This is a genomic window from Proteus sp. G2674, from assembly GCF_009915195.1.
Taxonomy (GTDB): Bacteria; Pseudomonadota; Gammaproteobacteria; order Enterobacterales; family Enterobacteriaceae; genus Proteus; species Proteus mirabilis.
The window spans coordinates 25,691-49,710 of the sequence record NZ_JAABLS010000043.1 but is presented as its reverse complement, the minus strand read 5'-3'; the positions used below and the strand labels follow the sequence as shown (position 1 = coordinate 49,710).

The following is a 24,020-nucleotide window of genomic DNA, read 5'->3' as shown; positions in this document are numbered from 1 at the left end:
TGGGTTATTCCTCTGAGCCACGCGGTGAAGGCGGGGAAATAGGCAACTCGGTGTTGTTGTCTCCAAGTATAATGTGGTCAAGTATTTGGCGAGTAATATCCCCAACAGATGGGCCAGCACCACCATTTTCTAAAATTATAGAGACGGCAACGGTAGGGTTTTCATAAGGCGCAAAAGCAATCATTAATTTATGATCACGAAGATGTTCTGCTAATTGGCTAGCATTATAGGTTTCATAACTAAATACCTGTGCTGTACCTGATTTTGCGGCAATCTTATAAGGGGCATCAGCAAAGCTACGTCGCCCTGTACCATTGGGTAGATTGGCAACACCATACATACCGTACTTCGCTAACTCCCAATAACCGGAGTTGATATCGCCAATTTGGCGTGTCTCTTTATCCACGTAAGGTAGCATTTCATTACCTAACTTGGTGCCGTAAAGTAAGTGAGGGGTTTTAACCTGACCATCGTTAATTAAGGTCATTAACGCTTTTGACATTTGGATTGGGGTCGCCGTCCAGTAACCCTGACCTATACCAACAGGGATGGTATCCCCTTGATACCAAGGTTTTTTATATCGTTGTTGTTTCCATTCTCGGGTTGGCATAATGCCATTACGCTCTTCAGAAAGGTCAATCCCCGTGTATTCACCATAGCCAAAGCGGGACATCCATGTGGAAATACGATCAATACCCATATCATAGGCAACTTGATAGAAGAAAGTATCTGCTGACTCAATAATGGATTTAGTAACATTGAGTTTTCCATGACCCCAACGTTTCCAGTCACGATAGCGTTTTTCAGAGCCGGGCAGTTGCCACCAGCCCGGATCATGGATAGTTGTGTTAGGAGTAATAACCCCTTCACTTAGGGCTGCAACAGACATAAAGGGTTTAACCGTTGATGCCGGAGGATAGAGCCCTTGGGTTGCCCGGTTTATTAATGGTCTATCGGGATTATTAAGTAGGCCTTGATAGTCTGTATTAGATATTCCCCCAACAAATAGGTTAGGGTCATAACTTGGATTAGAAACCAGTGCTAATATCTCGCCGTTACGAGGATCTGTGACGACCACAGCCGCTCGGCTAGTGGTTAGTAGCGTTTCAATATAGGTTTGTAATTCAAGATCAATAGTTAGGTAGATATCTTTACCGGCTTGTGGTGGTTGCTCATGCAATTGGCGGATCACACGGCCACGGCTATTAACTTCGACCTCTTCATAACCGGTTTTACCATGCAAAACAGATTCATAATAGCGTTCAATACCTAATTTACCGATATCTCGGGTTGCTGCGTAATTAGGATATAGCCCTTCTTTTTCAAGACGTTCTACATCTTTATCGTTAATTTTTGCAACATAACCAATAACATGAGTAAGAGCTGAACCATAAGGGTAATAGCGACGTTGATAGCCTTTGATTTCTAATCCGGGATAGCGATATTGATTAATGGCAAAACGTGCCACTTGCACTTGGTCAAGTGACGTTTTAAGCGGAATAGAACTAAAACGACGAGAGCGTTTTCGCTCTTTTTCAAATGCAGCAATATCGTCGTCAGTTAAATCAACGACCTCTCGTAAACTCTCCAATGTTTCTTGGATGTTAGCCACTTTCTCCGGTACGATTTCTAATTGATAGATAGTACGATTTAGGGCAAGTGGAACCCCATTACGATCGTAAATAATGCCTCGGCTCGGTGGGATGGGAACTAATTTGATCCGGTTATCATTCGAGCGAGTTTGATAATCATCGTGGCGAGCGACTTGTAAGTGATACAAGTTAAAAACTAAGATGCCCGTTAAAACTAAGATCCCTGAAAATGCGACAATAACACGGCGGATAAAGAGTTTTGACTCCGCTGTATAATCTCGAAACGGGGTGCGTTTTCTTTTCTTCATCCCATTAGTTGATTTCACTTACTTACCCGCCAATTTATTATTCCCGATGATAAGGATGGTTTGTGGTAATACTCCATGCACGGTAAAGGCTTTCTGCTACCACTACACGTACTAGCGGATGTGGCATAGTTAATGGAGATAAAGACCAACTTTGTTCTGCAGCTGCTTTACAAGCGGGGGCTAAACCTTCAGGGCCACCAATTAATAAGCTGACATTTCTTCCATCTAACTTCCAGCGATCGAGTTGCTCGGCAAGTTTTGGGGTATCCCAACGGGCGCCAGGAATATCAAGGGTGACGATACGATTTCCTTTACCTACCGCTGCTAACATCTGTTCGCCTTCTTTTTCGAGAATACGTTTAATATCAGCATTTTTCCCTCGTTTACCCGCGGGGATCTCGATGAGTTCTAAGGGCATATCTTTGGGAAAGCGGTTAAGATAATCCATAAAGCCGGTCTGGATCCAGTCCGGCATTTTTGTACCAACGGCGATGAGCTGTAATTTCAAACTCAGCTCCAGAGTTTTTCGAGTTCGTACATACGGCGACTGTCTTCTTGCATTACGTGTACCATGGCTTCACCAAGGTCAACAACAATCCAATCAGAAACGCCTTGTCCTTCGATGCCTAAAGGTTGTAATCCTGCTTCACGACAGTCATCAACCAGATTATCGGCGACAGACATTAAGTGTCTGTTTGAAGTTCCCGTACAGATGATCATGTAATCAGTGACACTTGATTTTCCACGAACATCTAATGCGATAATGTCTTGAGCTTTAGAATCCTCAAGTTTATCAATAATAAATTGCTGTAATTCTGAGCCTTGCAAAAGGGTCACCTTTTTCTATTTAGTTAACTCAATCGAGAAAATAACAAAGCGCTATTTTAAAGGAATTTATACCAATAAATCTATTTTACTCGATGATTTATTCCAGTTGTCGATAGCAAAAACATCTATCAAGTATGGTTGCTATTCGACGCTTGATTTAGAAAAATTCATATATGCCTATTTATTGCGCCATAATAAATAATAAAAGCCGGCAGATAAGAACTTTCCAATTAGACGACAGTTTTACTCCACAGTTCCCTTAATGGGAGCCGAGGGTGAGAATAACAGTAAAACAATGTCTGTCAATGCTCGTGAAATACCTGATAACGGTATCATCACGTCAATGATTGTATCATTATACGGTGTAATGTTGAGATAGTGACTAAGAGAAACAGACGAATGAAAGAAAATTATTATTATTTGGAGCAAACTTCAGAAATAGCGAGTAACAAAAACGCATTGTTACAGGCAGATTGGCAACGATTTTGTCAATTGTTATGCTATGAAGGCATTGAAATTAAACAAAATAATGATCAAAAACGACAAAATAAGGCAGTGATTTGTCGGGTTAAAATGAAAGGGGACTATTCATCAACCTTATTCACGCAGATTTTGGGGGGAGGAGAGTTACAATTAACCCTTGAACAATTTTCTCAACCTCGTGGATTGGAACATTTTCTGACACAGTTTTTTGCCTTAATTGATTATCAACAGCAGGTAAATGCTAAGTTGAGCAAAAAAGCACTGATCCAATTTCATAGTCGATATAAATATTTGTTAATGGCTTATTCTCAAGTCGCTTATCGAGAATTGGGGCGTTATATGGCCAATATCCCTAATTCGCTACCGCTGTTACAATTTGCCGAGCAGTATCAAAAGGCCTTAATGAAAGCACTATCAATACCAGCAACTCGAGAAGGGCATACCAATGCATTAATGCATATGGCGGGATATTTTAAGCGAGCACTTAGCGCAGAGCAAAAACAGTTGTTAACACAAGAGATTTTATCTTATCGGCAAGGAAAAACGAGTCTTTCGGCTCCTTTGTCACGGTTGAAAAACTACTTGGCGTTTTATCCTGATAATTATCTACTTTCTCAACGCTATTTTTCACCTTATCCAGCGGTATTTGATGACTTAAGAGCGCAATTTTAATCTCTAAGATCTGTTATCGATACAACTGATGCTGTTTGATATAGTTTTCAACAGACTCAGGCAGAAGATCATGACAATCTAATCCTGCTTTATGTCTAGCTCTAATATCGGTAGCTGAAATATTGTATAAAGGAGTATCAGCAAGAAAAATTTTCCCGGCGGGTAAACAGTGAATATCTGCTTGCTGTTTGGTTTGATGTTGTTCAAGCCAGGTTTGCATTTGTGGTGATGTAAATGTGGTTTGGTAACCCGGGCGAGCGCAAACCAATAAGTGACACACATCTAACAACTCTTCCCATTTATGCCAAGTATCAATTGAAAGTAATGAATCTTGTCCAATAATAAAGGCTAATGGCTGTTTCTCACCAATTTCTTGTCTAAACGCTTTTAATGTCTCAATGGTATAAGAGGGAGTTGGTTTCTCTAACTCTCGAGTGTCGACTTTGAAAGCACTAAAAGGTTGTAATGCGAGCCGCACCATGGCTAATCGCTGTTGTGAAGAGGCTTCTGGTTGGGGGCGATGAGGGGGAATATTATTAGGCAACCAAATCACTTCTTTTAGCCCTATCAAGCCAGAAAGGGCTTCTACAGGACGTAAATGCCCATAATGGATCGGATCAAAAGTACCACCATATAGAGCAATGGCTTGATGAATTAAAGGGGGGTTATTATTGGTGCTAGCCATGGCGAATAAATCCTTCCGGTAATGCTTTTCCACATAATAATAAGCCAAGGGCATGAAGTTCAGGCCAAACGTTTTGTCCGTGATCCTGTTTAAGGGTTATTTCAATCTGGGTAAGTAATCGCATGGCTGTGAGTAATTGATGCTCTGACAAACGTTGTAACGCGGCGGTAAATATCGGACGTCGGTTTTGCCATATCCGATGTTGATCGAAAACGGATTTTAAGGAGGCCGTTTTAGCGCTACGATGTAAGGTAATTAATTGCATTAATTCGCGTTGCAATGTTCTAAGCAGAATAACGGGTTCAGTATCCTCTCTTTTTAGTTGCTGCAAGATATGCCATGCCCGTTGGGTTTTGCCTGCTAATAATGCATCAATCCAATGATAAGCAGTAAAATGAGAGGCATCATTGACAGCCGCTTCAACTCTTGGCAGGGTTAATTTACCATCAGGATAGAGCAAACAGAGGCGTTCAATTGCTTGAGCTAAAGCGAGTAAATTTCCTTCATAGCAGTAACACAGTAATTGATTACCTTGTTCATCAAGCTCAAGGCCTTTTTGCTTGGCGCGTCTCGCTACCCAATTTGGTAATTTATCTAACTCAGGGGTTAAGCAAGTCACATAAATACCTTGCTGGCTGAGTGTTTTAAACCATTCGCTATTTTCCTGTGCCTTGGTTAATTTATGTCCACGTAAAATTAACAAGAGATCTTCATGCAATTCGTGAGATAAGCGTAAGAGCTTTTCTGACATTGCCGCATTAGGACCATTTTCAGGAAGATGGAGTAAGATAGATTGCTTTTGTGAAAAAAGACTCAGTGACTGGCAGAGTGAATATATTTCATTCCAATCAGTGCTGTTATCAAGGGTAAATTGATAATGTTCCGTAAAGCCTTGTGATTTTGCCACCGTTTGAATGGCATCTTGAGATTCTTGGAGTAATAGCGGTTCATTACCCCAAAGTAGGTAACTTTGGCGCAACCCCTCTTGGAGTTGCGCATTAAGTTGTTCTGGATAAAGGCGGATCATTTGGCTGGTGAGATTATCTGTTTCGCTTTAGCTGCCTCTGACGCTTTTTGGCGTTCAGCATTGTGAACCACCAATAATTTACGTACTAAGATAGCGGTAGCCTGTTCACGCATTTCCTGTTTGATAATATCATTTTCGGCATCTTTAGCTAATGCTTCTAATGGGTTATCAAAGAATGGACGTGAAACCTGTGATGAAATAGGGTAGATGGTTCCATCAGGCATAATCACTTGTGCATCTAGGACAAAAGTGAGCTGACGTTCAGCCGATTTACCGTCTTGATACACAGAGACAGTCTCTTTATTTTCTGAAGATCCAACAATTTTGAGAACAGGAATATCTGCTTTTGGCGTTTCAACCAGTTGAACTCCACTTAATCTCAATTGTTGACGCATTACACGAGACAGTGGCCCGTATGGGTCACCAGAGCTTAGGTAAAGCGTTTTTAATTCAGCTGGAACTTGGGTTTTACCTTGTAGGTGAAAACCGCAGCCAGCGGTGACCAACACCGCTAACGCAAAAAACAGCGAAAATAGATATCGCACTAAGCCTCCTTATCAGCCAACAACGATGTTCAGTAATTTGCCCGGTACATAAATCACTTTACGTACGGTGACATTTTCTAAATATTTAGCAACACTGTACTCTTTTGTTGCCATTTCCTGAACATAATCTTTTTCTGAATTAGCAGGAACAGTGATACGACCACGTACTTTACCATTAACTTGAACAATAATAAGTTTCGTGTCATCGACCATCGCTTCTTCATCAGCAACAGGCCATGGTGCAACATCAATATCCTCTTTACCACCTAACGCTTGCCACATAACAAAACAAGCATGTGGAATGATAGGAGAAAGCATACGTACCACCGCTTCTAATGCTTCTTGCATTAAAGCACGATCTTGCTCAGTCTCTTGTGGTGCACGTGTTAATTTATTCATTAACTCCATAATCGCAGCAATAGCCGTATTGAATGCTAAGCGGCGACCTACATCATCAGAAACTTTGGCGATAGTTTTGTGTAAATCGCGACGTAAGTCTTTCTGCTCTGTGGTTAATGTTGCCAAATCAAGTGATTGAGTCGTTCCTTTTTCGGTATGCTCATGAACTAAACGCCATAAACGACGTAAGAAACGGTTCGCACCTTCAACACTTGATTCTTGCCACTCAAGTGTTAATTCTGGTGGTGCAGCAAACATCATAAATAGACGTACGGTATCAGCACCATAACGCTCAACCATGGTTTGTGGGTCGATGCCGTTATTTTTTGATTTAGACATTTTGCTCATACCAGCGTAAGTCAGTTCATGGCCTGCACTGTCAGTTGCTTTGATGATGCGATTTTTTTCATCGCGTTCAACAATCGCTTCTGCAGGAGAGACCCAATGGCGAGCGCCATCTTCACCGGTATAATAAAATGCATCTGCTAATACCATACCTTGGCACAGTAAGCGTTTAGCAGGTTCATCAGAATTAACTAAACCAGCATCACGCATCAATTTATGGAAGAAACGGAAATACATCAGGTGCATGATAGCGTGTTCAATACCACCAATGTACCAGTCAACCGGTAACCAATAGTTAGCAGCTTTTGGATCTAACATTCCCTTGTCGTAATCAGGGCAGGTATAACGTGCGTAATACCAAGAAGATTCCATAAAGGTATCAAAAGTATCTGTTTCACGTAGCGCTGGTTGACCATTAATCGTTGTTTTAGCCCACTCAGGATCCGCTTTAATTGGACTGGTAATGCCGTCCATTTTCACATCTTCTGGTAAAATAACCGGTAATTGGTCATCAGGAACTGGAACAACGGTACCATCTTCTAAGGTCGCCATTGGAATTGGCGCACCCCAATAACGTTGACGAGAAACACCCCAGTCACGTAAACGGTAATTCACTTTACGTTCACCCACACCCATTGCAGTAAGTTTATCTGCAATAGCATTAAAACCAGCTTGGTTATCAAGTCCTGAGAATTCACCAGAGTTAATCAGGCTATTTTTCTCAGTCAGAGCGCCTGTTGATAAGTCAGGTTGGTTACCTTCAGCATCAGCAATAACCGCTTTAATCGGCAAACCATATTTAGTGGCAAATTCCCAGTCGCGTTCATCGTGGCCTGGAACGGCCATAACCGCACCTGTACCGTATTCCATTAAGACAAAGTTAGCGACCCAAATAGCGACTTTCTCTTGGGTTAATGGATGAATAGCATACAGACCTGTAGCAATACCTTTTTTCTCCATGGTTGCCATTTCAGCTTCTGCCATCTTCATGTTACGGCATTCATCAATGAAGTGCTGAATTTCAGGATTATTTTGAGCGGCTTTTTGAGCTAATGGATGACCGGCGGCCACAGCAACATAAGTGACACCCATAAAGGTATCTGGACGTGTGGTATATACGGTCATGGTATCGTCGCTATCTGCGACATCAAAGGTAATTTCTACACCTTCAGACCGGCCAATCCAGTTACGTTGCATGGTTTTAACTTGTTCTGGCCATTCATCTAACGTATCTAAGTCGTTTAACAGCTCTTCAGCATAATCGGTGATTTTAATAAACCACTGTGGAATTTCTTTGCGCTCGACAGGGGTGTCGCAACGCCAGCAACAACCATCGATGACTTGTTCGTTAGCCAGTACGGTTAAGTCGTGTGGGCACCAGTTTACAGCAGAGGTTTTTTTATACACTAAACCTTTTTCATACAGCTTAGTGAAAAACCACTGTTCCCAACGATAATATTCTGGTGTACAGGTGGTGACTTCACGATCCCAATCATAACCAAAGCCCAGTTTTTTTAACTGGCCTTTCATATAATTGATATTTTCATAAGTCCACGGTGCAGGTGCGGTGTTATTTTTTACGGCAGCACCTTCTGCGGGTAAACCAAACGCATCCCAACCAATAGGTTGTAAGACGTTTTTACCCAACATACGTTGATAACGGGAAATCACGTCACCAATGGTGTAGTTACGGACGTGTCCCATGTGTAGTCGACCAGAAGGATAAGGTAGCATTGACAGGCAGTAATATTTTTCTTTGTTATTATCTTCTGTCACTTTAAATGTATTGTTCTTTTCCCAGTGTTCCTGGATAGTTTGCTCTATATCTTCGGGACGATATTGTTCTTGCATGGCACCGATAATCCTATGGTGAATTAATGGCTACCGAAGGGTAACCGCTATGATGAATTAAGACTTGCATAGCATAGCTGATTTTGTCTAATAGCCACAACTATTGATCTCAATGAAAGCCATTGTTTGCATAACTTTTTTGCCACAATGGCGAGATAGCGCGAAAACAGCATTTTTTTGTTAATGATAAATGCGAGATTTTCAACCGCTTAGCCTAATTATTGCAAGAAAAATGAATTAATTGCTACTGTGTTGCGTCATCAAAGGTTGATGATTATTTTTAGCGATATTTTGCTGGCATGTAATAATTCATGCCAGCAAAGGGGAAAAGTGAGTGGGATGAAAAAGAAAATTGAAGATTAATGTAAGATTTTAGCTAAGAAATCTTTAGCCCTTTCTGATTTAGGGTTATCAAAGAAATCATTTTTCGGGCTATCTTCGACAATACGACCTTCATCCATAAAAATAATACGGTCAGCAACTTTTTTAGCAAAGCCCATTTCGTGTGTAACCACCATCATGGTCATGCCTTCATTCGCCAGCTCAACCATAACATCAAGAACTTCATTAATCATTTCAGGATCAAGTGCGGATGTGGGTTCATCAAATAGCATCGCAATAGGATCCATACATAAAGCACGAGCAATAGCAACGCGTTGTTGTTGACCACCAGAAAGTTGAGCAGGGTATTTATTAGCGTGGTTGGCTAAGCCTACGCGCTCTAATAATTTTAGCCCTTTCTCTTTTGCTGCACCTTTCTCTCTATTAAGGACTTTCACTTGCGCTAGTGTAAGATTTTCAATAATGGAAAGGTGAGGAAATAATTCAAAGTGTTGAAACACCATACCAACTTTGGCTCGTAACTTAGCTAAATCAGTTCGTTTATCATTGACTTTTATATCATTTACTAGGATTTCACCTTGTTGTATAGGCTCTAAACCATTAACGGTTTTGATAAGCGTCGATTTACCTGAGCCTGAAGGTCCACAGACAACAACAACTTCCCCCTTTTTCACTTCAGTGGAACAATCTGTCAGTACTTGAAACTGACCATACCATTTGGATACATCTTTTAGGGAAATCATCTAAGTAGTCCTTTTTTTAAGAAAGTTCACTAACATTGAAGCGGAGAAACTAATTATAAAGTAGACAAAACCAGCAAAAAGGATCATTTCAACCTGTGTGCCATCACGCTCACCAATATTTGCCGCTGTTCGGAAAAAGTCGGTCAGACTTAATACATACACGAGTGAGGTATCTTGAAATAAAACGATACCTTGTGTGAGCAATAAAGGGATCATGGCACGAAATGCTTGAGGTAAAATCACTAAACGCATCGTTTGTGATTTTGTCATTCCTAAAGCTAAGGATGCTGAAAACTGGCCTTTACTGATGCTTTGTATACCTGCTCTGATGATTTCAGAGTAATAAGCAGCTTCAAATAGAGAGAACGCTACCATTGCTGAAATTAAACGGATATCACTTTTTGGTGAAAGGCCTAGAACATTTTGTAATATGTTAGGCACAATTAAATAGAACCACAGTAATACCATCACTAAAGGAATAGAACGAAAGGTATTAACGTAAGCGGCCGCAAACCAACTGATGGGCTTAAAAGTAGATAAGCGCATCACTGCAAGTATTGTTCCCCATAAAATACCGATAACAATTGCTGTTATGGTGATTTTTAAAGTAATGACCATGCCATCCATTAAAAAAGGTAGGCTAGGAACAACAGAACTCCAGTCAAACTCGTACATTATTGACCTCCTGCTGTGCCAGGTAAACGCACCCGTTTTTCTAACCAGTGCATAATCAACATAATAATGACGTTAATAAAGACATAGGCTAGCGTGATAGCGGTAAAGGATTCATAAGCTTTAGCTGAATAATCTAATAATTTATTCGCTTGCGCAGCCATATCAATCAGGCCAATCGTTGAGGCGATTGCAGAGTTTTTGACTAAGTTCAGCATTTCAGAGGTCATTGGCGGAATAATGACGCGATAAGCATTAGGTAATAAAACATAGCGGTAGGTTTGTGGCAGTGTTAAGCCTAGTGCTAAGCCTGCTGCTTTTTGTCCTCTTGGTAATGAATTGATTGCCGCCCGCACCTGTTCACACATGCGCGCTGCGGTAAACAAACCTAAACAGAGTGCTGAAGAGACAAAGAATTGGATATTCGGCGTTAAGTCCATTTTGAACCAATCACCAATAGCTTGTGGTAAGAGTTCAGGGATCACTAAATACCATGTGAAGAATTGTACAATCAGGGGGACGTTACGAAATAGTTCAACATAGATAGCCCCTAAACTAGAGAGCAAGCGATTAGGTACGGTTCGTAAAATACCAAAAAAAGAGCCGACAATAAAAGCGATGATCCAAGCACAAAGAGATAAAGCGACAGTAACTTGAAAGCCTGAAATAAGCCAACCTAAGTAAGTGGTATTTCCAAAAGGGGCTTCTTGGAAGAATATCCCCCAATCCCAATCAATCGACATGATTTCACCTCCGGTGAAAAAAATGGGGCAGGGAACGGCTGCCCCAAACTTCACTGATCTGTCTGTCCAACAGATACTTTATAATTATTAATTTTGCATCAATTACTTATATGCATTGTTAGTTCAATGCTTTATCATTTGGTGATGCAAAGAGTGCTTTCATTTCATCCGAGATAGTGAATTCTAAATTGAGGTTTTTCGGTGGAATTGGGGCATTAAACCAACGGTTGAACGATTTTTCTGCTGCGCCAGATTTTTGCGCATTAGCAATGGTTTCATCAATTAACGACTTAAATTGTGTATCACCTTTGCGTAACATACAGCCATAAGCTTCTTCCGATTGAGGTGTTCCCACAATTTCCCATAACGCAGGTTTTTTCGCTTTAGCTCGTTCACCCGCTAATAAGGCGTCATCCATCATAAAAGCAACAGCACGCCCTGATTCAAGTGTACGGAATGAGTCGCCATGATCTTTTGCGCTAATAATGCGCATATTCATTTTTTTCTCATCATTGAGCTTGTTGAGTAACATTTCAGATGTGGTGCCTGACGTAACAACCACATTTTTGCCCGCAAGATCAGCAAAATCTTTAATTCCACTGTCTTTTTTCGCAAGTAAACGTGTACCAACAATAAAAATAGTATTCGAGAAATCAGCTTGTTGTTGGCGAGCGAGATTATTGGTCGTTGAGCCACACTCAAAGTCAAATGTACCATTTTGTAATAGTGGAATTCGATTCTGAGAAGTGATAGGGATAAGACGAACTTGTAGGTTAGGTTTGCCTAATTTTTCTTTTACTGCCTCAACAATTAGGTTGGAATAGTCTTGAGAGTATCCGACCACTTTTTGTTGATTATCGTAGTATGAAAAAGGAACAGAGGATTCACGATGACCAACAATAATAATATCGTTATCGTTGATTTTTTTTAAGGTACCAGTGAGTTCTTCTGCTTGCACAGCTCCTGCAGCCCCTAAAATCATTAATGATAATGCTAGTTTACGCATGCGCATAATAACTCCTGTCGTGGTGATATTGATGTGTTGCTTTGTGTTACTTTTTTGTTTTAATTTGTTTTGATAATGTTAATAAATAGAACAAATAACATACGGTTGGGAAGTGCAATATTCCAAATAAGAGAGCTATCTCTCAATAAAAGGATGAAATAAAAAATTGTTCAATGTTTTTTGGAAGTGATTTTCAATATTTAAAATTATTATAGTAATAACCATGAGAAGTTAAAGGTTAAAAAGAACAAAGAAGAAAAAGGCGTTAATCTAAAAAAGAAAAGAATTTGTAAAGTTTATCTTAAGGAGTTGTTTGTCTGTAGATTACCGTTAAGATAGCAGGTCAACAAATGAGGAAATCTATGCATAATTGGCGGTCAGGTCGCTGGCTAGTGTTGATAACAGTATTGCTGATCTTGTGTTGTATTGTTCAGCGCTCTATGGGGGCTCATGTGATTAGTGAGCGCTTAGCATCTGCTGTTTCGCAAACACAGTCCTCATTCTCGACGCCAATTGCAGAGCAACAAAATGCAAGTGAAGGGAAATATTCACTTTCAACCTGCGAATTAAGTGCTAAATCACTCTTATCGATTCCTCCTTTAGCGATTGAACCGCTTTTTTATACTTGGGCGGTATTACTTTTATTTGGTATGGCTGCCATTTATGTTTCTCGTCAACGTAGCCAGAAAAAACAACATCACCCACCTCCACGAATAAGGCTTCACCTTCATTACTGTATTCTAAGGGATTAGTAGCGCTTTAACTCAATAATACGTCTTATATTGAGGCGTTGTTTTATGTGTAGCGTTAGAGGATTTTTTAGGGAGTTGCTATGGTTCGTTCTTTTTTAATAGCATTGATGTTGATGCTATTTTCATTATCTTCATTAGCCGCCGATACAGGTTGGCTAACTATGCCAGACAATGATCATGCTCAGGTTAGGGCTACGGCTGACAAGTCATCGACAGGCGATGTTAAAATATTGCTTGAGGTGCAATTAGCGCCGGGCTGGAAAACATATTGGCGCTCTCCCGGAGAAGGTGGCGTAGCACCTGAAATTAATTGGACGCAATCTGTGTCTGATATGATATGGCATTGGCCATCACCTTCCGCTTTTGATGTCGCAGGTATTCATACCCAAGGTTATGATAAAGAAGTCGTCTTCCCCATTGAACTAAAATCTGTCGATAGCGATAACTTAAATGGGGTATTAACACTTTCAACCTGTAGTAATGTCTGTATTTTAACTGATTACTCATTAAATCTGGATTTAAACGAGCCTGCTCCCGCTGACTTTGAATGGCAATATAATCAAGCCATGGCCAAAGTACCTGTGACAAGTGGATTAATTTCTGCTGTTTCATCTGATTATCGAAATAGTCAATTAACCCTCTCATTACAACGAGAACAAGGTGATTGGTATCAACCTAATATTTATCTCGATCCACCACAAGGAATGCTATATGGCATTCCACAGTTAACAGCAAAAGGTGATCATTTATCTGTTACTGTCGATGTAACCGATGATTGGGGAGACGCTGCGGGTGACATTACAGGAAAACCACTCTCCTTTGTTGTGACTGACGATGGCTATTCACGTCAAGTCAATGACACTATAGGCCAAGGCGATAGCGTATCTCTGCCTACTGCTGACTCGGGGGTAGGATTATGGAGTATTTTATCCTTTGCGCTGTTAGGGGGCTTAATTCTTAATTTAATGCCTTGTGTGTTACCTGTTTTGGCGATGAAATTGGGCTCAATTCTTCATATCGAAAAACGTGATACAGGGGCTATTCGTAAACAGTTTTCTGTTTCTGTTGTGGGAATTTTAGTGTCATTTTGGGCCTTAGCGCTGTTTATGACCGTATTACGCTACAGTCAAGAAGCAATAGGTTGGGGCATACAGTTTCAAAGCCCTTGGTTTATCGGCTTTATGGTGCTGATCACGGCTATTTTTACCGCTAATTTATTTGGCCTATTTGAATTACGTTTATCAAGTAATATGAATACCAAAATAGCGACAGCAGGAGGCCAAGGTTATAGTCGACATTTCTGGGAAGGGGCTTTTGCTACATTGCTTGCCACACCGTGTTCAGCCCCATTCTTGGGGACTGCGGTTGCTTATGCATTGATAGCACCATTAAGTGAGTTATGGTTAATTTTCACCGCATTAGGTCTTGGAATGAGTTTACCATGGATCATGGTTGCTATGTTTCCATCAATTGCCAAAGTGTTGCCAAAACCCGGTAAATGGATGAATCGCCTAAGAGTTGTTTTAGGCTTTATGATGTTGCTATCTTGTATTTGGCTGATCACTTTATTGATCCCCCATTTTGGTATTGGCATTGTTGCGGCTATTTTTGTGGTTATCGCCCTGATCTTGCTTTTTGCTATTGCTAAACATTACGGCAAAAAAACGCTATTTGCTTCAATGGTGATCACCCTTATTTTAGGTGGTACAAGCTATCTATTTATTGCTCAGCCTGATACTCAGACCTTGGCGGGGCAAGATCATGTAAATTGGCAACCACTCTCAGAAGAGGCTATTCATCAAGCGTTAGCTGAAAATAAACGAGTGTTTATTGATGTTACCGCAGATTGGTGTGTTACCTGCAAAGCAAATAAATACAATGTATTATTACGCGATGATGTGCAAAAGGCACTTTCAGAGCCTGATGTTGTCGCATTAAGAGGGGATTGGACGAAACCGTCAGAACAGATCACCCAATTTTTAAAACAGCGCGGTCAAGTCGCCGTGCCGTTTAACCAGATTTATGGACCATGTAACAAGGAGGGGGAGATCCTACCGCCTCTTTTAAATAAAGATCTAATGTTAACTATTCTTTCAGAGGCTAAAGGAGCCCAATAATGAAAAAAACACTTTCTGTACTGGTTATCTCTTCGTTACTTTTTGGTGCAAATGTTCAAGCCGCTGCCTTGAATGCAGCTCAAGAAAAAGAAGTACGTGCATTAGTTCGTGATACTTTAGTGAGTAATCCTGAGATTTTGGAAGAAGCTATCATGGCATTGCAAACTAAGAAGGCAGATGAGCAACAAGCACAGTTCCGTCAAGCATTGGCCTCTGAACATGATGCATTATACAACGATGCGGCAAGTCCACGTATTGGCGCTAAAGATGCTAAGTTAGTGTTAGTGTCGTTCACCGATTATAACTGCCCGTATTGCAAACGCTTTGACCCATTATTAGAAAAGATCACCGAACAATACCCTGATGTGGCGGTTATCATTAAACCATTACCATTTAAAGGCGAAAGCTCTGCTAAAGCCTCTCAGGCGGTGCTTTCTGTTTGGAAAGAAGATCCAAAAGCATTCTTAGCACTTCATCAACGTTTGATGCAGAAGAAAACGATGCTAGATAATGCAAGTATTGAAGATGCAATGAAGAGCACTAATACTAGCAAAATTAAGTTAACTGATGACAGCTTAAAAACGTTGCAAAATAACTTAGAGCTTTCTCGTAAACTGGGTATTCAAGGTACGCCAGCGACGGTAATTGGTGATACTATTTTACCGGGTGCTGTTGATTATGATCAGTTAGAAATTATTGTGAAAGAACAACTGGCGAAAGTGAAAAAATAATGGCAAATCGTTTACGAAAATGGGGTAAAGAATTAATTATTCTCGCCCTTATTTTTGTGGCTATTTCATTTGCTATGGACTGGTGGCGTCAACCAACGCCACCAGAACTTACTGATTTATCTACGCTTTATACAGTTGATGATAAACCAGTCTCATTGATTGCCCTTAGCCAAGAAAAACCATTACTGATCTATTTTTGGGCGAGTTGGTGTGGCATTTGTAAGTTAACTACACCGACGGTAAATGATTTAGCACAACAGGGTTATAATGTTACGTCTGTAGTTATCCGCTCTGGTGATGATGCCAAAATAATACGTGGCATTAACTCCAAACAACTGGTTTTTCCGGTTATTAATGATGATAGAGGGGCTATTTCTCAACGTTGGGGGATAAGTGCTACACCTTCTTTTGTTATTCTCTATAAAGGTGAAATGGTGCACTTTACAAGTGGCTGGACATCCTCTTGGGGATTAAAACTTAGGTTATGGTGGGCTTCAATTTAACTTGTTTATCAGAATTTAAATGAAGAAAAAATAATACCAGGTAAGCTGACAATAAAATCGATTATCTCATAGACAAGTTTTTTACGTCTGCGTTTTATTTTTGCTTCTTGGCTACCTTGAACAATTAATTCCTTTTCATTGTAAGTGCGTTTTGAGGTATTAATATGTATTGGTACAATATTAATAGGAATAACGATTTGATTATTCTTATTGGCTGGTGTTAATTGAGCCAATGTCCAACCATATTGATGTTGTTTATCTCCAAACGCATTTTTCTGGATAATACGACCGTAATAATCTTTACGAAAACCTTTTTCTTCATTATCGCTGGAAATCTGATGGGCATGTTGCCAATAAGGTAAAACATCTGTTGGTGATTGAATGAGTCGCGATAGTGCTGGTGGGTCAAGTGGGATCATATTGAGACGTTTAGATCTTGCTTCTTGTTTTTGCTCATAGGCTCTCGCTGTTTGCCAATGTAAAGGCACAATTGTTTCATCTTCAATAAGTTGATGAATCGAACTGGGTTGTTTTGATAATACCCAGCCAAATTCATTTTGTTGATTAAACATTTGGCGCTTGATCCATTTAGTTTCTTTATCTTCACGAAATCCTTTCGTTTCATTATCGGCAGATATTTTTTTCGCTCTTTGCCAAATAATATCAAGAATATATTCAGGGTAATGGATCATTGAAAAGTCCTTTTATTAGAAAAGCCCTTACTTAATTAACTGTTTTAAGATTAATTGAGTAGGGCTTTATTTAACATTAAGAACGACGCTTAATAAAAGCAAGAATTAAAAATACCCCGGCTAAAATCCACACTGGATAACTCCCCATTTTATAATAAGGTGTTGATCCTGTCGTGGGCGTCATTTTTTCAGCTAATGCACCGGCTTTAAATTGTGGAAGCTGGGCAATAACATCACCATTAGCAGCAATAAAGGCGGTAATGCCGTTATTAGTTGAACGTAATAATGGGCGTCCTAACTCTAATGAACGCATTCTAGCCATTTGAAAATGTTGCCATGGACCAATTGAATTACCAAACCAAGCATCATTTGAAATAGTTAATAAGAAACGTGTATCCGGCTTAAAGTTAGCGCGAACTTGTTCTCCAAGAATAATTTCATAACAGATGGCGGCGGTTATTTTAGCATCATTTACCGTCAGTTGAGGTTGTATGTATTCACCTTGGCTTAATGATGACATAGGTAAATTAAAAAATGGCGCTAATGGGCGCAATAAGGACTCTAAAGGGACATACTCACCAAAAGGCACAAGATGATGTTTGTTATAGCGATCTGTTGCCGGATATTGGTAAGCATAGTGTTCACCTAATGTAATAACACTATTATAAAAACGATAGCCTTCTAAGGTAGGACGTGCATCAATAATTCCTGTCATTAGATGCGTGTCTTGTGCTCTTAATTGTTTATCCAATTGCGCTAAAAAGCCTTGTTGCTGAATTTCAACATCAGGGATAGCTGACTCAGGCCAAATAATTAAGTTTGCTTTACCCATAAAAGGGCGACTTAAGGTGAGATAGGTGTTTAACGTACTTTCTAAAGTACCGGGTTGCCATTTTAATGATTGCGCGATATTACCTTGAACTAAGGCAATTTCTTGTGTTTCATCAGTTAAAGGTTGATACCATTGATAAGATTTAAAGCTGATAGGTAAGAGTAATAATATTGCTCCGATCACCGCACTATATAGTGATTTACGATAGATAGCGACAGCAATAAGTCCACTAATTATGGTCAGCAAAAAGGTTATCATGGTGACACCAAAAATAGGTGCAATACCTTTTAATGGGCCATCAATTTGGCTATAACCAAATTGTAACCACGGAAACCCTGATAACACCCAGCCTCTTAAAAATTCAGTGAGTTGCCATACAGCGGGAGCCGCAAAGACAAAACGCCAAACGGTAGGTTTAGGAAAGAACTTGTTTAATAATCCGGCAAATAGGGCGGTATAAAGCGATAGGTAAAAGGCTAACAATATGACTAAGAAAATATTGATAGCAAATGGCATTCCCCCAAAATCAGCAATGCTGACATATACCCAGTTTACACCACTACCAAATAATCCAAATCCCCAGGCAAAACCAAGCCATGTCCCTTGTCGTGTGGTTCGTTGCGTTATTATCAGTAGCAAACCTGATAAAGAAATTAACGCTGCAGGCCAGAAATCAAAGGGAGAAAACGCGAGTGTGCCACTGGCACCGAAAAAAACCGCCAGTAGGGTGCGAACCCACTGGCGGTTTAATAAAGAGAAATTATTCATTAATATCCTACACATCATTACCTAGTTCAGGTACAGGCGCATCGTCAGGAATGTGCACATAAACCTGAATAATTTTACGGCTATCTGCCATAACAACTTTAAATTGGTAATTATCAATGGTAATAGTTTCACCTCTAGCAGGAAGATGACCGAAGGCTTGCATAACTAAACCACCAATCGTATCGACTTCTTCATCACTAAAGTGAGTACCAAATGCCTCATTAAAATCTTCTATTTGGGTTAATGCTCTCACTGAGTAGGTATGGCGACTTAATGGACGAATATCAATATCATCCTCATCATCATACTCATCTTCAATTTCGCCGACGATAAGTTCAAGAATATCTTCAATCGTGACCAAACCAGAAACACCACCAAATTCATCAATGACAATAGCCATATGATAGCGTTGCGAACGGAACTCTTTTAGTAAGCGGTCAACGCGTTTACTTTCTGGTACAACGACAGCAGAACGTAAAACTTTGTCTATACTAAATGGCTCAGCACCAGTACGCATAAATGGCAATAAATCTTTTGCCATTAATAAGCCTTCAATATGATCTTTGTCTTCACTGATGACAGGAAAGCGAGAGTGCGCTGAATCAATAATCACATCAAGGCACTCATCAAGGGTTTGATTGCGTTTTAATGTGACGATTTGCGAGCGGGGGATCATAATATCCCGTACACGCTGTTCAGCGATATCCATTACCCCCTCTAACATATCACGGGTATCAGGATCGATTAATTCTTTCTGTTCAGAATCGCGGATAAGCTCCATCAGATCATCACGATTTTTAGGTTCACCGTGGAATAACTGATTAAGCAGTGTGAGAAACCCCTTTTTAGGACCAGGGTTATCGTTACTCGAAGATTGGTCGTCGCTCATGGCGTTTTAACTATTTTTCCTCATTGAATGGTTATTAGATATAGTATTTATCATAAAATAAAGAGAACTGTTACTCTTTTTCAATCAAATAGGGATCTTCATAACCTAATTTTTGTAAGATTTCTGTCTCTAAACCTTCCATTTCTTCAGCTTCATCATCTTCAATATGATCATAGCCTAAAAGGTGCAGACAACCATGGATAACCATGTGTGCCCAGTGCTCTTCAACAGTTTTATTTTGCTCATCGGCTTCTTTTTCAACGACCTGACGACAGATAATTAAATCACCCAGTAAAGGTAATTCCACTTCAGGCGGTGCTTCAAAAGGAAAAGAAAGTACATTAGTTGGTCTATCTTTTCCACGATAAGTCAGGTTTAACTCATGACTTTCCGCTTCATCAACGATACGGATAGTCACTTCACTAATAGGTTGAAATTGCGGTAGTACGGCTTCCAGCCAAGTGATAAATTGGGCTTCACTCGGAAGCCCTTGTGTATTTTCAGTGGCAACTTGTAAATCAAGAATCACTTCACTCATGATTTTCTCTCTGCAGTCTCTCTTTTTCTGCTTTAATTGCTTGGCGGCGTTTTTGATCTTCAACTTCCCAAGCTTCATATGCGACAACAATCTTAGCAACCACAGGATGGCGAACCACGTCTTCACTATGGAAGAAGTTAAAGCTTAAATCATCGACATTAGATAGCACTTCTATGGCATGACGCAATCCGGATTTATGGCCTCGAGGAAGGTCGATTTGCGTGATATCACCTGTGATGACCGCTTTAGAGTTAAAACCGATACGCGTTAAAAACATCTTCATCTGTTCGATTGTGGTGTTTTGACTTTCATCGAGAATAATAAATGCGTCATTGAGTGTACGACCTCGCATATAAGCTAAAGGGGCCACTTCAATCACATTACGCTCTATCAGTTTCTCAACTTTTTCAAAACCTAACATCTCGAATAACGCATCATAAAGTGGTCGTAAATACGGATCGACTTTTTGGCTTAAATCGCCGGGTAAAAAACCGAGCTTTTCACCCGCCTCTACCGCAGGGCGAGTCAGTAAAATACGGCGTACTTCTTGACGCTCAAGGGCATCGACAGCGGCAGCAACAGCCAGATAGGTTTTCCCTGTACCTGCAGGCCCGATACCAAAAGTAATATCGTGAGTTTGGATATTGGCAATATATTGCGCTTGGTTAGGCGTACGTGGTTTTATCACGCCGCGTTTAGTGCGAATATTGGTCGATTTCCCAAATTCAGGCACATGCTCATCACTTTGCTCAAGCACTCGGCTCTCTTTGATGGCAAGGTGAATTTGCTCAGGGTCGATGTCGGGTATCACACCTTTAATGGGTGAGGTTTCCACATACAGATGTCGCAAAATTCCTGCAGCTGCATTCACATTCAGTGATTTACCCGTTAGTTTAAAACGGTTATCACGGTGATTGATCTCGATACCTAAACGGCGTTCAAGTTGCTTAATATTGTCGTCAAATGGGCCACATAAACTCATTAAACGGTCATTATCTGCGGGCTCTAAGAAAATCTCTTGGGTCGCTACCTGTGTATGGGCTATTACTGTCACTGAGTATCCTTTTGTTAAGTCTGATCAATTAAGGTTGGTAAACACCTACACCTAATTCATCTTCTTTACGAGTACGGGCAATAACGGATTCTGGTGATTCATGGATACGTAAATCCATTTGATCTTCCGTTCTGACCACTTTACCACGCAATGAGTTAGCGTAAACGTCAACAATTTCGACATCAACGAATTTACCAATCATATCCGGTGTACCTTCGAAGTTAACCACGCGGTTATTTTCGGTACGACCTGAAAGTTCCATCACATTTTTACGTGAAGGGCCTTCTACAAGAATACGTTGTACGCTGTTAAGCATGGCACGGCTGTAGTTCATTGCTTGCTGATTAATGCGCTGTTGTAACAGATATAAACGCTGTTTCTTCTCTTCTTCGCTCACATCATCAGGTAAATCAGCCGCAGGGGTTCCTGGACGGGCTGAATAGATAAAGCTAAAGCTCATATCAAAGTTTACATCCGCAATTAATTTCATGGTTTTTTCGAAATCATCTTGCGTTTCACCTGGGAAACCAATGATAAAGTCTGAGCTTATCAGAATATCAGGGCGTGCTTTGCGTAATTTACGAATAATGCTCTTATATTCAAGAGCTGTATGATTACGCTTCATTAAGGTTAAAATACGATCTGATCCGCTTTGTACTGGTAAGTGTAAGAAGCTAACCAATTCAGGGGTATCTTCATAAACCGCAATAATATCGTCAGTAAACTCAATAGGGTGGCTGGTAGTAAAACGAATACGATCAATACCATCAATCGCTGCCACTAGGCGTAGTAATTCTGCAAAGCTACAGATTTGCCCGTCAAAGGTTTCACCACGATAAGCATTGACGTTTTGACCTAATAGATTAACTTCACGTACCCCTTGAGCGGCCAGTTGTGCGATTTCAAATAGAATATCATCACAAGGGCGGCTGACTTCTTCACCACGCGTATAAGGCACTACACAAAATGAGCAGTATTTATTACAGCCTTCCATGATAGAAACAAATGCAGAAGGGCCTTCAGCACGAGGTTCAGGTAGACGGTCAAATTTTTCAATTTCAGGGAAACTGATATCGACCACTGGGCTTTTGGTGCCTTTTACCTGATTAATCATTTCTGGTAAGCGGTGTAAGGTTTGTGGTCCGAAGATAATATCGACACACTGCGCACGTTGACGAATGTATTCACCTTCTTGAGAGGCAACACAACCACCAACGCCGATGATAATATCAGGTTTATTATCTTTAAAATTTTTCCAACGTCCTAACTGATGAAAGACTTTTTCTTGTGCTTTCTCACGGATAGAACAGGTATTTAGCAGTAGAATGTCCGCATCTTCGGCGACATCGGTTAACTGATAACCGTGGGTGCTTTCGAGTAGGTCTGCCATTTTAGATGAATCGTACTCATTCATCTGGCAGCCCCAAGTTTTAATGTACAGTTTTTTTATCGTCGACATTGTATAAATCCGGTATTTACAGTGAGATAATAGCTAATCACTGAAAAACGTTGCGTGTAATAAGCCAATAAGGCGGTTATTGTAGTCATTTGTGTGGTCAGTGACTAGAGTCAGTCGGCGCTAATTCTTTCTGGCGTTCAGTTTTGCTTATTTCTAATAAACTGATATAGCGCTTACCTATTATTTTTAAAGCAATGAGTTATGGCATAACAATGATGAGAAATGTAAAAAACGATTTTGATGCAGTCATTGCCGGTGGTGGCATGATTGGCGCAGCCGTTGCCATTGGGCTGGCGCAAGAAGGGTTGCGTGTTGCAATGGTAGAACGGCAATCTCCAGCACCTTTTGATGCCTCATCTCATCCTGATATTCGTATTTCTGCGATCAGCTGCGCGTCCGTTAGTTTATTAAAACAGCTAGGTGCATGGCAACATGTTTTAGCGATGCGCAGTGCGCCATACCTAACCCTTGAAACATGGGAAGAAGATAATGCCCATGTTATTTTTGATGCGAAAAGTCTTGGTTTACCTGAATTAGGTTATATGGTTGAAAATCGCATTTTGCAATTGGCATTGTGGCAAGAAGCAGAACGTTATAGCAATATCACTTTATTATGCCCAAATAGTCTAAGTAACATGAAATACTTAGATAATAAATGGCAAGTCACGCTTGCTGATGGTCAGGAAATCACCACTCAGTTAGTTGTAGGAGCCGATGGGGCTAATTCGCAAGTGCGTCAAATGGCGGGGATTGGCAGTAATGGTTGGCAGTATCGTCAATCCTGTATGTTAATCACCGTGAAAACGCAATTGCCACCAGAAAAGGGTACATGGCAACGCTTTTACCCTTCAGGGCCACGGGCTTATTTGCCTTTGTTTGATAATTGGGCTTGCTTAGTTTGGTATGATTCTCCGCAGAGAATTAGAAAGCTACAAACAATGTCAATGGCACAGTTAGAAAAAGAAATCGAACATGCTTTCCCTGAACGCTTAGGCAAAGTGACACCTATTGCAGCAGGCTCTTTCCCATTAACTCGTCAGCATGCCAGTCGTTATGTTGATAATGGTGTGATTTTAGTGGGGGATGCGGCACATACTATCAATCCATTAGCAGGACAGGGGGTTAACCTCGGTTATCGTGATGTGGATTGCTTGCTTAATTTAGTGGCGCAAGCGAAACAGCATTTTGAACCTTGGCATTCAATGGCATTGTTAAAAAAATATCAGCGCCGTCGTATGCCTGATAATATGCTGATGCAAGCAGGAATGGATCTCTTTTACCACGCTTTTAGCCATCAATTACCAGGCTTAAAATTAGCTAGAAATATCGGATTATTAGCTGCGCAGCATGCAGGAAAAGCGAAAGAAGCCGCGCTACGTTATGCTTTAGGGATTAAATGATGAGCAATGCGATGATCTGAATTGTCTTCATCGATCATCGCATT

At 40.5% G+C, this 24,020-nt stretch carries 23 protein-coding genes; 6 read left to right on the top strand and 17 right to left on the bottom strand.

Translation table 11 applies throughout. The features are described from left to right. Nucleotides 1-4 precede the first annotated feature (4 nt). The 3 genes from mrdA to rsfS are packed head-to-tail and all read right to left on the bottom strand — an operon-like array spanning nucleotide 5 to nucleotide 2,737. Nucleotides 5-1,900: a peptidoglycan DD-transpeptidase MrdA gene (gene mrdA / locus GWI58_RS17540; RefSeq protein ID WP_004246051.1), complete on the bottom strand. Its 1,896-nt coding sequence runs from the start codon at nucleotides 1,898-1,900 to the stop codon at nucleotides 5-7. Nucleotides 1,901-1,937: 37 nt separating this feature from the next. After that, entirely contained in the window at nucleotides 1,938-2,408 is a 471-nt protein-coding gene (gene rlmH / locus GWI58_RS17535) for a 23S rRNA (pseudouridine(1915)-N(3))-methyltransferase RlmH (protein WP_004246050.1), read from the bottom strand. Nucleotides 2,409-2,410: 2 nt separating this feature from the next. Continuing rightward, complete coding sequence (rsfS, locus tag GWI58_RS17530) at nucleotides 2,411-2,737, bottom strand: ribosome silencing factor (RefSeq protein ID WP_004246049.1); 327 nt, start codon at nucleotides 2,735-2,737, stop codon at nucleotides 2,411-2,413. A gap of 390 nt (nucleotides 2,738-3,127) precedes the next feature. On the opposite strand from rsfS, the gene GWI58_RS17525 reads away from it, so the two are divergent. Further along, nucleotides 3,128-3,883, top strand: a complete 756-nt coding sequence (locus GWI58_RS17525; RefSeq protein WP_094960044.1) for a YbgA family protein — start codon at nucleotides 3,128-3,130, stop codon at nucleotides 3,881-3,883. Between the two features lie 13 nt (nucleotides 3,884-3,896). Here the strand turns inward: GWI58_RS17525 and nadD are convergent, their stop codons facing one another. The 8 genes from nadD to GWI58_RS17485 form a co-directional block, all read right to left on the bottom strand. Next, entirely contained in the window at nucleotides 3,897-4,568 is a 672-nt protein-coding gene (nadD, locus tag GWI58_RS17520) for a nicotinate-nucleotide adenylyltransferase (protein WP_004252240.1), read from the bottom strand. After that, the gene (gene holA, locus GWI58_RS17515) at nucleotides 4,561-5,595 is read right to left on the bottom strand and encodes a DNA polymerase III subunit delta (protein ID WP_004246046.1); all 1,035 of its coding nucleotides are present in this window, start codon (nucleotides 5,593-5,595) and stop codon (nucleotides 4,561-4,563) included. The genes nadD and holA overlap by 8 nt, the downstream gene beginning before the upstream one ends. Beyond that, nucleotides 5,592-6,140 (bottom strand): LPS assembly lipoprotein LptE, encoded by a 549-nt coding sequence (lptE, locus tag GWI58_RS17510; protein ID WP_004246045.1) that lies wholly within the window; start codon nucleotides 6,138-6,140, stop codon nucleotides 5,592-5,594. The genes holA and lptE overlap by 4 nt, the downstream gene beginning before the upstream one ends. Before the next feature lie 12 nt (nucleotides 6,141-6,152). Further along, nucleotides 6,153-8,735, bottom strand: a complete 2,583-nt coding sequence (gene leuS, locus GWI58_RS17505) for a leucine--tRNA ligase (RefSeq protein ID WP_004246044.1) — start codon at nucleotides 8,733-8,735, stop codon at nucleotides 6,153-6,155. Between the two features lie 359 nt (nucleotides 8,736-9,094). Next, nucleotides 9,095-9,820: an amino acid ABC transporter ATP-binding protein gene (locus GWI58_RS17500; RefSeq protein ID WP_004246043.1), complete on the bottom strand. Its 726-nt coding sequence runs from the start codon at nucleotides 9,818-9,820 to the stop codon at nucleotides 9,095-9,097. Continuing rightward, nucleotides 9,821-10,495 (bottom strand): glutamate/aspartate ABC transporter permease GltK, encoded by a 675-nt coding sequence (gene gltK / locus GWI58_RS17495; protein ID WP_004246042.1) that lies wholly within the window; start codon nucleotides 10,493-10,495, stop codon nucleotides 9,821-9,823. After that, a complete protein-coding gene (locus GWI58_RS17490; RefSeq protein ID WP_004247440.1) occupies nucleotides 10,495-11,235 on the bottom strand; it encodes an amino acid ABC transporter permease in 741 nt (246 codons plus the stop codon). Before GWI58_RS17490 ends, gltK begins: the two co-directional genes overlap by 1 nt. Nucleotides 11,236-11,353: 118 nt before the next feature. Then, nucleotides 11,354-12,247: an amino acid ABC transporter substrate-binding protein gene (locus GWI58_RS17485; protein ID WP_004246040.1), complete on the bottom strand. Its 894-nt coding sequence runs from the start codon at nucleotides 12,245-12,247 to the stop codon at nucleotides 11,354-11,356. Between the two features lie 356 nt (nucleotides 12,248-12,603). On the opposite strand from GWI58_RS17485, the gene GWI58_RS17480 reads away from it, so the two are divergent. From GWI58_RS17480 to GWI58_RS17465, 4 genes are all read left to right on the top strand, one after another. Further along, nucleotides 12,604-12,993, top strand: a complete 390-nt coding sequence (locus GWI58_RS17480; RefSeq protein WP_004246039.1) for a hypothetical protein — start codon at nucleotides 12,604-12,606, stop codon at nucleotides 12,991-12,993. A gap of 80 nt (nucleotides 12,994-13,073) precedes the next feature. Continuing rightward, nucleotides 13,074-15,110 carry a protein-disulfide reductase DsbD family protein gene (locus GWI58_RS17475; protein WP_161769424.1) on the top strand — a complete coding sequence of 679 codons (2,037 nt, stop codon included), beginning with the start codon at nucleotides 13,074-13,076 and terminating at the stop codon, nucleotides 15,108-15,110. After that, complete coding sequence (locus GWI58_RS17470; RefSeq protein WP_004247442.1) at nucleotides 15,110-15,841, top strand: DsbA family protein; 732 nt, start codon at nucleotides 15,110-15,112, stop codon at nucleotides 15,839-15,841. The genes GWI58_RS17475 and GWI58_RS17470 overlap by 1 nt, the downstream gene beginning before the upstream one ends. Then, the gene (locus GWI58_RS17465) at nucleotides 15,841-16,344 is read left to right on the top strand and encodes a protein disulfide oxidoreductase (protein ID WP_004252236.1); all 504 of its coding nucleotides are present in this window, start codon (nucleotides 15,841-15,843) and stop codon (nucleotides 16,342-16,344) included. Before GWI58_RS17470 ends, GWI58_RS17465 begins: the two co-directional genes overlap by 1 nt. A gap of 8 nt (nucleotides 16,345-16,352) precedes the next feature. Here GWI58_RS17465 and GWI58_RS17460 read toward each other — a convergent pair whose 3' ends face one another. The 6 genes from GWI58_RS17460 to miaB form a co-directional block, all read right to left on the bottom strand. Next, a complete protein-coding gene (locus tag GWI58_RS17460) occupies nucleotides 16,353-17,036 on the bottom strand; it encodes a hypothetical protein (protein ID WP_110229829.1) in 684 nt (227 codons plus the stop codon). 76 nt (nucleotides 17,037-17,112) lie between these two features. Then, nucleotides 17,113-18,636: an apolipoprotein N-acyltransferase gene (lnt, locus tag GWI58_RS17455; RefSeq protein ID WP_110229830.1), complete on the bottom strand. Its 1,524-nt coding sequence runs from the start codon at nucleotides 18,634-18,636 to the stop codon at nucleotides 17,113-17,115. A 7-nt stretch (nucleotides 18,637-18,643) separates the two neighbouring features. After that, nucleotides 18,644-19,525, bottom strand: coding sequence for a CNNM family magnesium/cobalt transport protein CorC (gene corC, locus GWI58_RS17450; RefSeq protein ID WP_004246033.1), 882 nt, complete (start codon nucleotides 19,523-19,525; stop codon nucleotides 18,644-18,646). 70 nt (nucleotides 19,526-19,595) lie between these two features. Next, entirely contained in the window at nucleotides 19,596-20,063 is a 468-nt protein-coding gene (ybeY, locus tag GWI58_RS17445) for an rRNA maturation RNase YbeY (RefSeq protein WP_004246032.1), read from the bottom strand. Further along, nucleotides 20,056-21,117 (bottom strand): PhoH family protein, encoded by a 1,062-nt coding sequence (locus GWI58_RS17440; RefSeq protein ID WP_004246031.1) that lies wholly within the window; start codon nucleotides 21,115-21,117, stop codon nucleotides 20,056-20,058. The genes ybeY and GWI58_RS17440 overlap by 8 nt, the downstream gene beginning before the upstream one ends. A 28-nt stretch (nucleotides 21,118-21,145) precedes the next feature. Then, a complete protein-coding gene (gene miaB, locus GWI58_RS17435) occupies nucleotides 21,146-22,576 on the bottom strand; it encodes a tRNA (N6-isopentenyl adenosine(37)-C2)-methylthiotransferase MiaB (RefSeq protein ID WP_004246028.1) in 1,431 nt (476 codons plus the stop codon). A 212-nt stretch (nucleotides 22,577-22,788) separates the two neighbouring features. Here miaB and ubiF point away from each other — a divergent pair, with 212 nt between their 5' ends. Further along, nucleotides 22,789-23,976: a 3-demethoxyubiquinol 3-hydroxylase gene (ubiF, locus tag GWI58_RS17430; RefSeq protein WP_017827457.1), complete on the top strand. Its 1,188-nt coding sequence runs from the start codon at nucleotides 22,789-22,791 to the stop codon at nucleotides 23,974-23,976. The last annotated feature ends 44 nt before the right edge of the window (nucleotides 23,977-24,020 follow it).

Excerpts from the sequence above, each read along its gene's own strand:
- mrdA (WP_004246051.1), bottom strand. The coding sequence starts at position 1,900 with ATGAAGAAAAGAAAACGCACCCCGTTTCGAGATTATACAGCGGAGTCA.
- GWI58_RS17525 (WP_094960044.1), top strand. The coding sequence starts at position 3,128 with ATGAAAGAAAATTATTATTATTTGGAGCAAACTTCAGAAATAGCGAGT.
- nadD (WP_004252240.1), bottom strand. The coding sequence starts at position 4,568 with ATGGCTAGCACCAATAATAACCCCCCTTTAATTCATCAAGCCATTGCT.
- holA (WP_004246046.1), bottom strand. The coding sequence starts at position 5,595 with ATGATCCGCCTTTATCCAGAACAACTTAATGCGCAACTCCAAGAGGGG.
- leuS (WP_004246044.1), bottom strand. The coding sequence starts at position 8,735 with ATGCAAGAACAATATCGTCCCGAAGATATAGAGCAAACTATCCAGGAA.
- GWI58_RS17500 (WP_004246043.1), bottom strand. The coding sequence starts at position 9,820 with ATGATTTCCCTAAAAGATGTATCCAAATGGTATGGTCAGTTTCAAGTA.
- gltK (WP_004246042.1), bottom strand. The coding sequence starts at position 10,495 with ATGTACGAGTTTGACTGGAGTTCTGTTGTTCCTAGCCTACCTTTTTTA.
- GWI58_RS17490 (WP_004247440.1), bottom strand. The coding sequence starts at position 11,235 with ATGTCGATTGATTGGGATTGGGGGATATTCTTCCAAGAAGCCCCTTTT.
- GWI58_RS17485 (WP_004246040.1), bottom strand. The coding sequence starts at position 12,247 with ATGCGCATGCGTAAACTAGCATTATCATTAATGATTTTAGGGGCTGCA.
- GWI58_RS17480 (WP_004246039.1), top strand. The coding sequence starts at position 12,604 with ATGCATAATTGGCGGTCAGGTCGCTGGCTAGTGTTGATAACAGTATTG.
- GWI58_RS17475 (WP_161769424.1), top strand. The coding sequence starts at position 13,074 with ATGGTTCGTTCTTTTTTAATAGCATTGATGTTGATGCTATTTTCATTA.
- GWI58_RS17470 (WP_004247442.1), top strand. The coding sequence starts at position 15,110 with ATGAAAAAAACACTTTCTGTACTGGTTATCTCTTCGTTACTTTTTGGT.
- GWI58_RS17465 (WP_004252236.1), top strand. The coding sequence starts at position 15,841 with ATGGCAAATCGTTTACGAAAATGGGGTAAAGAATTAATTATTCTCGCC.
- GWI58_RS17460 (WP_110229829.1), bottom strand. The coding sequence starts at position 17,036 with ATGATCCATTACCCTGAATATATTCTTGATATTATTTGGCAAAGAGCG.
- lnt (WP_110229830.1), bottom strand. The coding sequence starts at position 18,636 with ATGAATAATTTCTCTTTATTAAACCGCCAGTGGGTTCGCACCCTACTG.
- corC (WP_004246033.1), bottom strand. The coding sequence starts at position 19,525 with ATGAGCGACGACCAATCTTCGAGTAACGATAACCCTGGTCCTAAAAAG.
- ybeY (WP_004246032.1), bottom strand. The coding sequence starts at position 20,063 with ATGAGTGAAGTGATTCTTGATTTACAAGTTGCCACTGAAAATACACAA.
- miaB (WP_004246028.1), bottom strand. The coding sequence starts at position 22,576 with ATGTCGACGATAAAAAAACTGTACATTAAAACTTGGGGCTGCCAGATG.
- ubiF (WP_017827457.1), top strand. The coding sequence starts at position 22,789 with ATGATGAGAAATGTAAAAAACGATTTTGATGCAGTCATTGCCGGTGGT.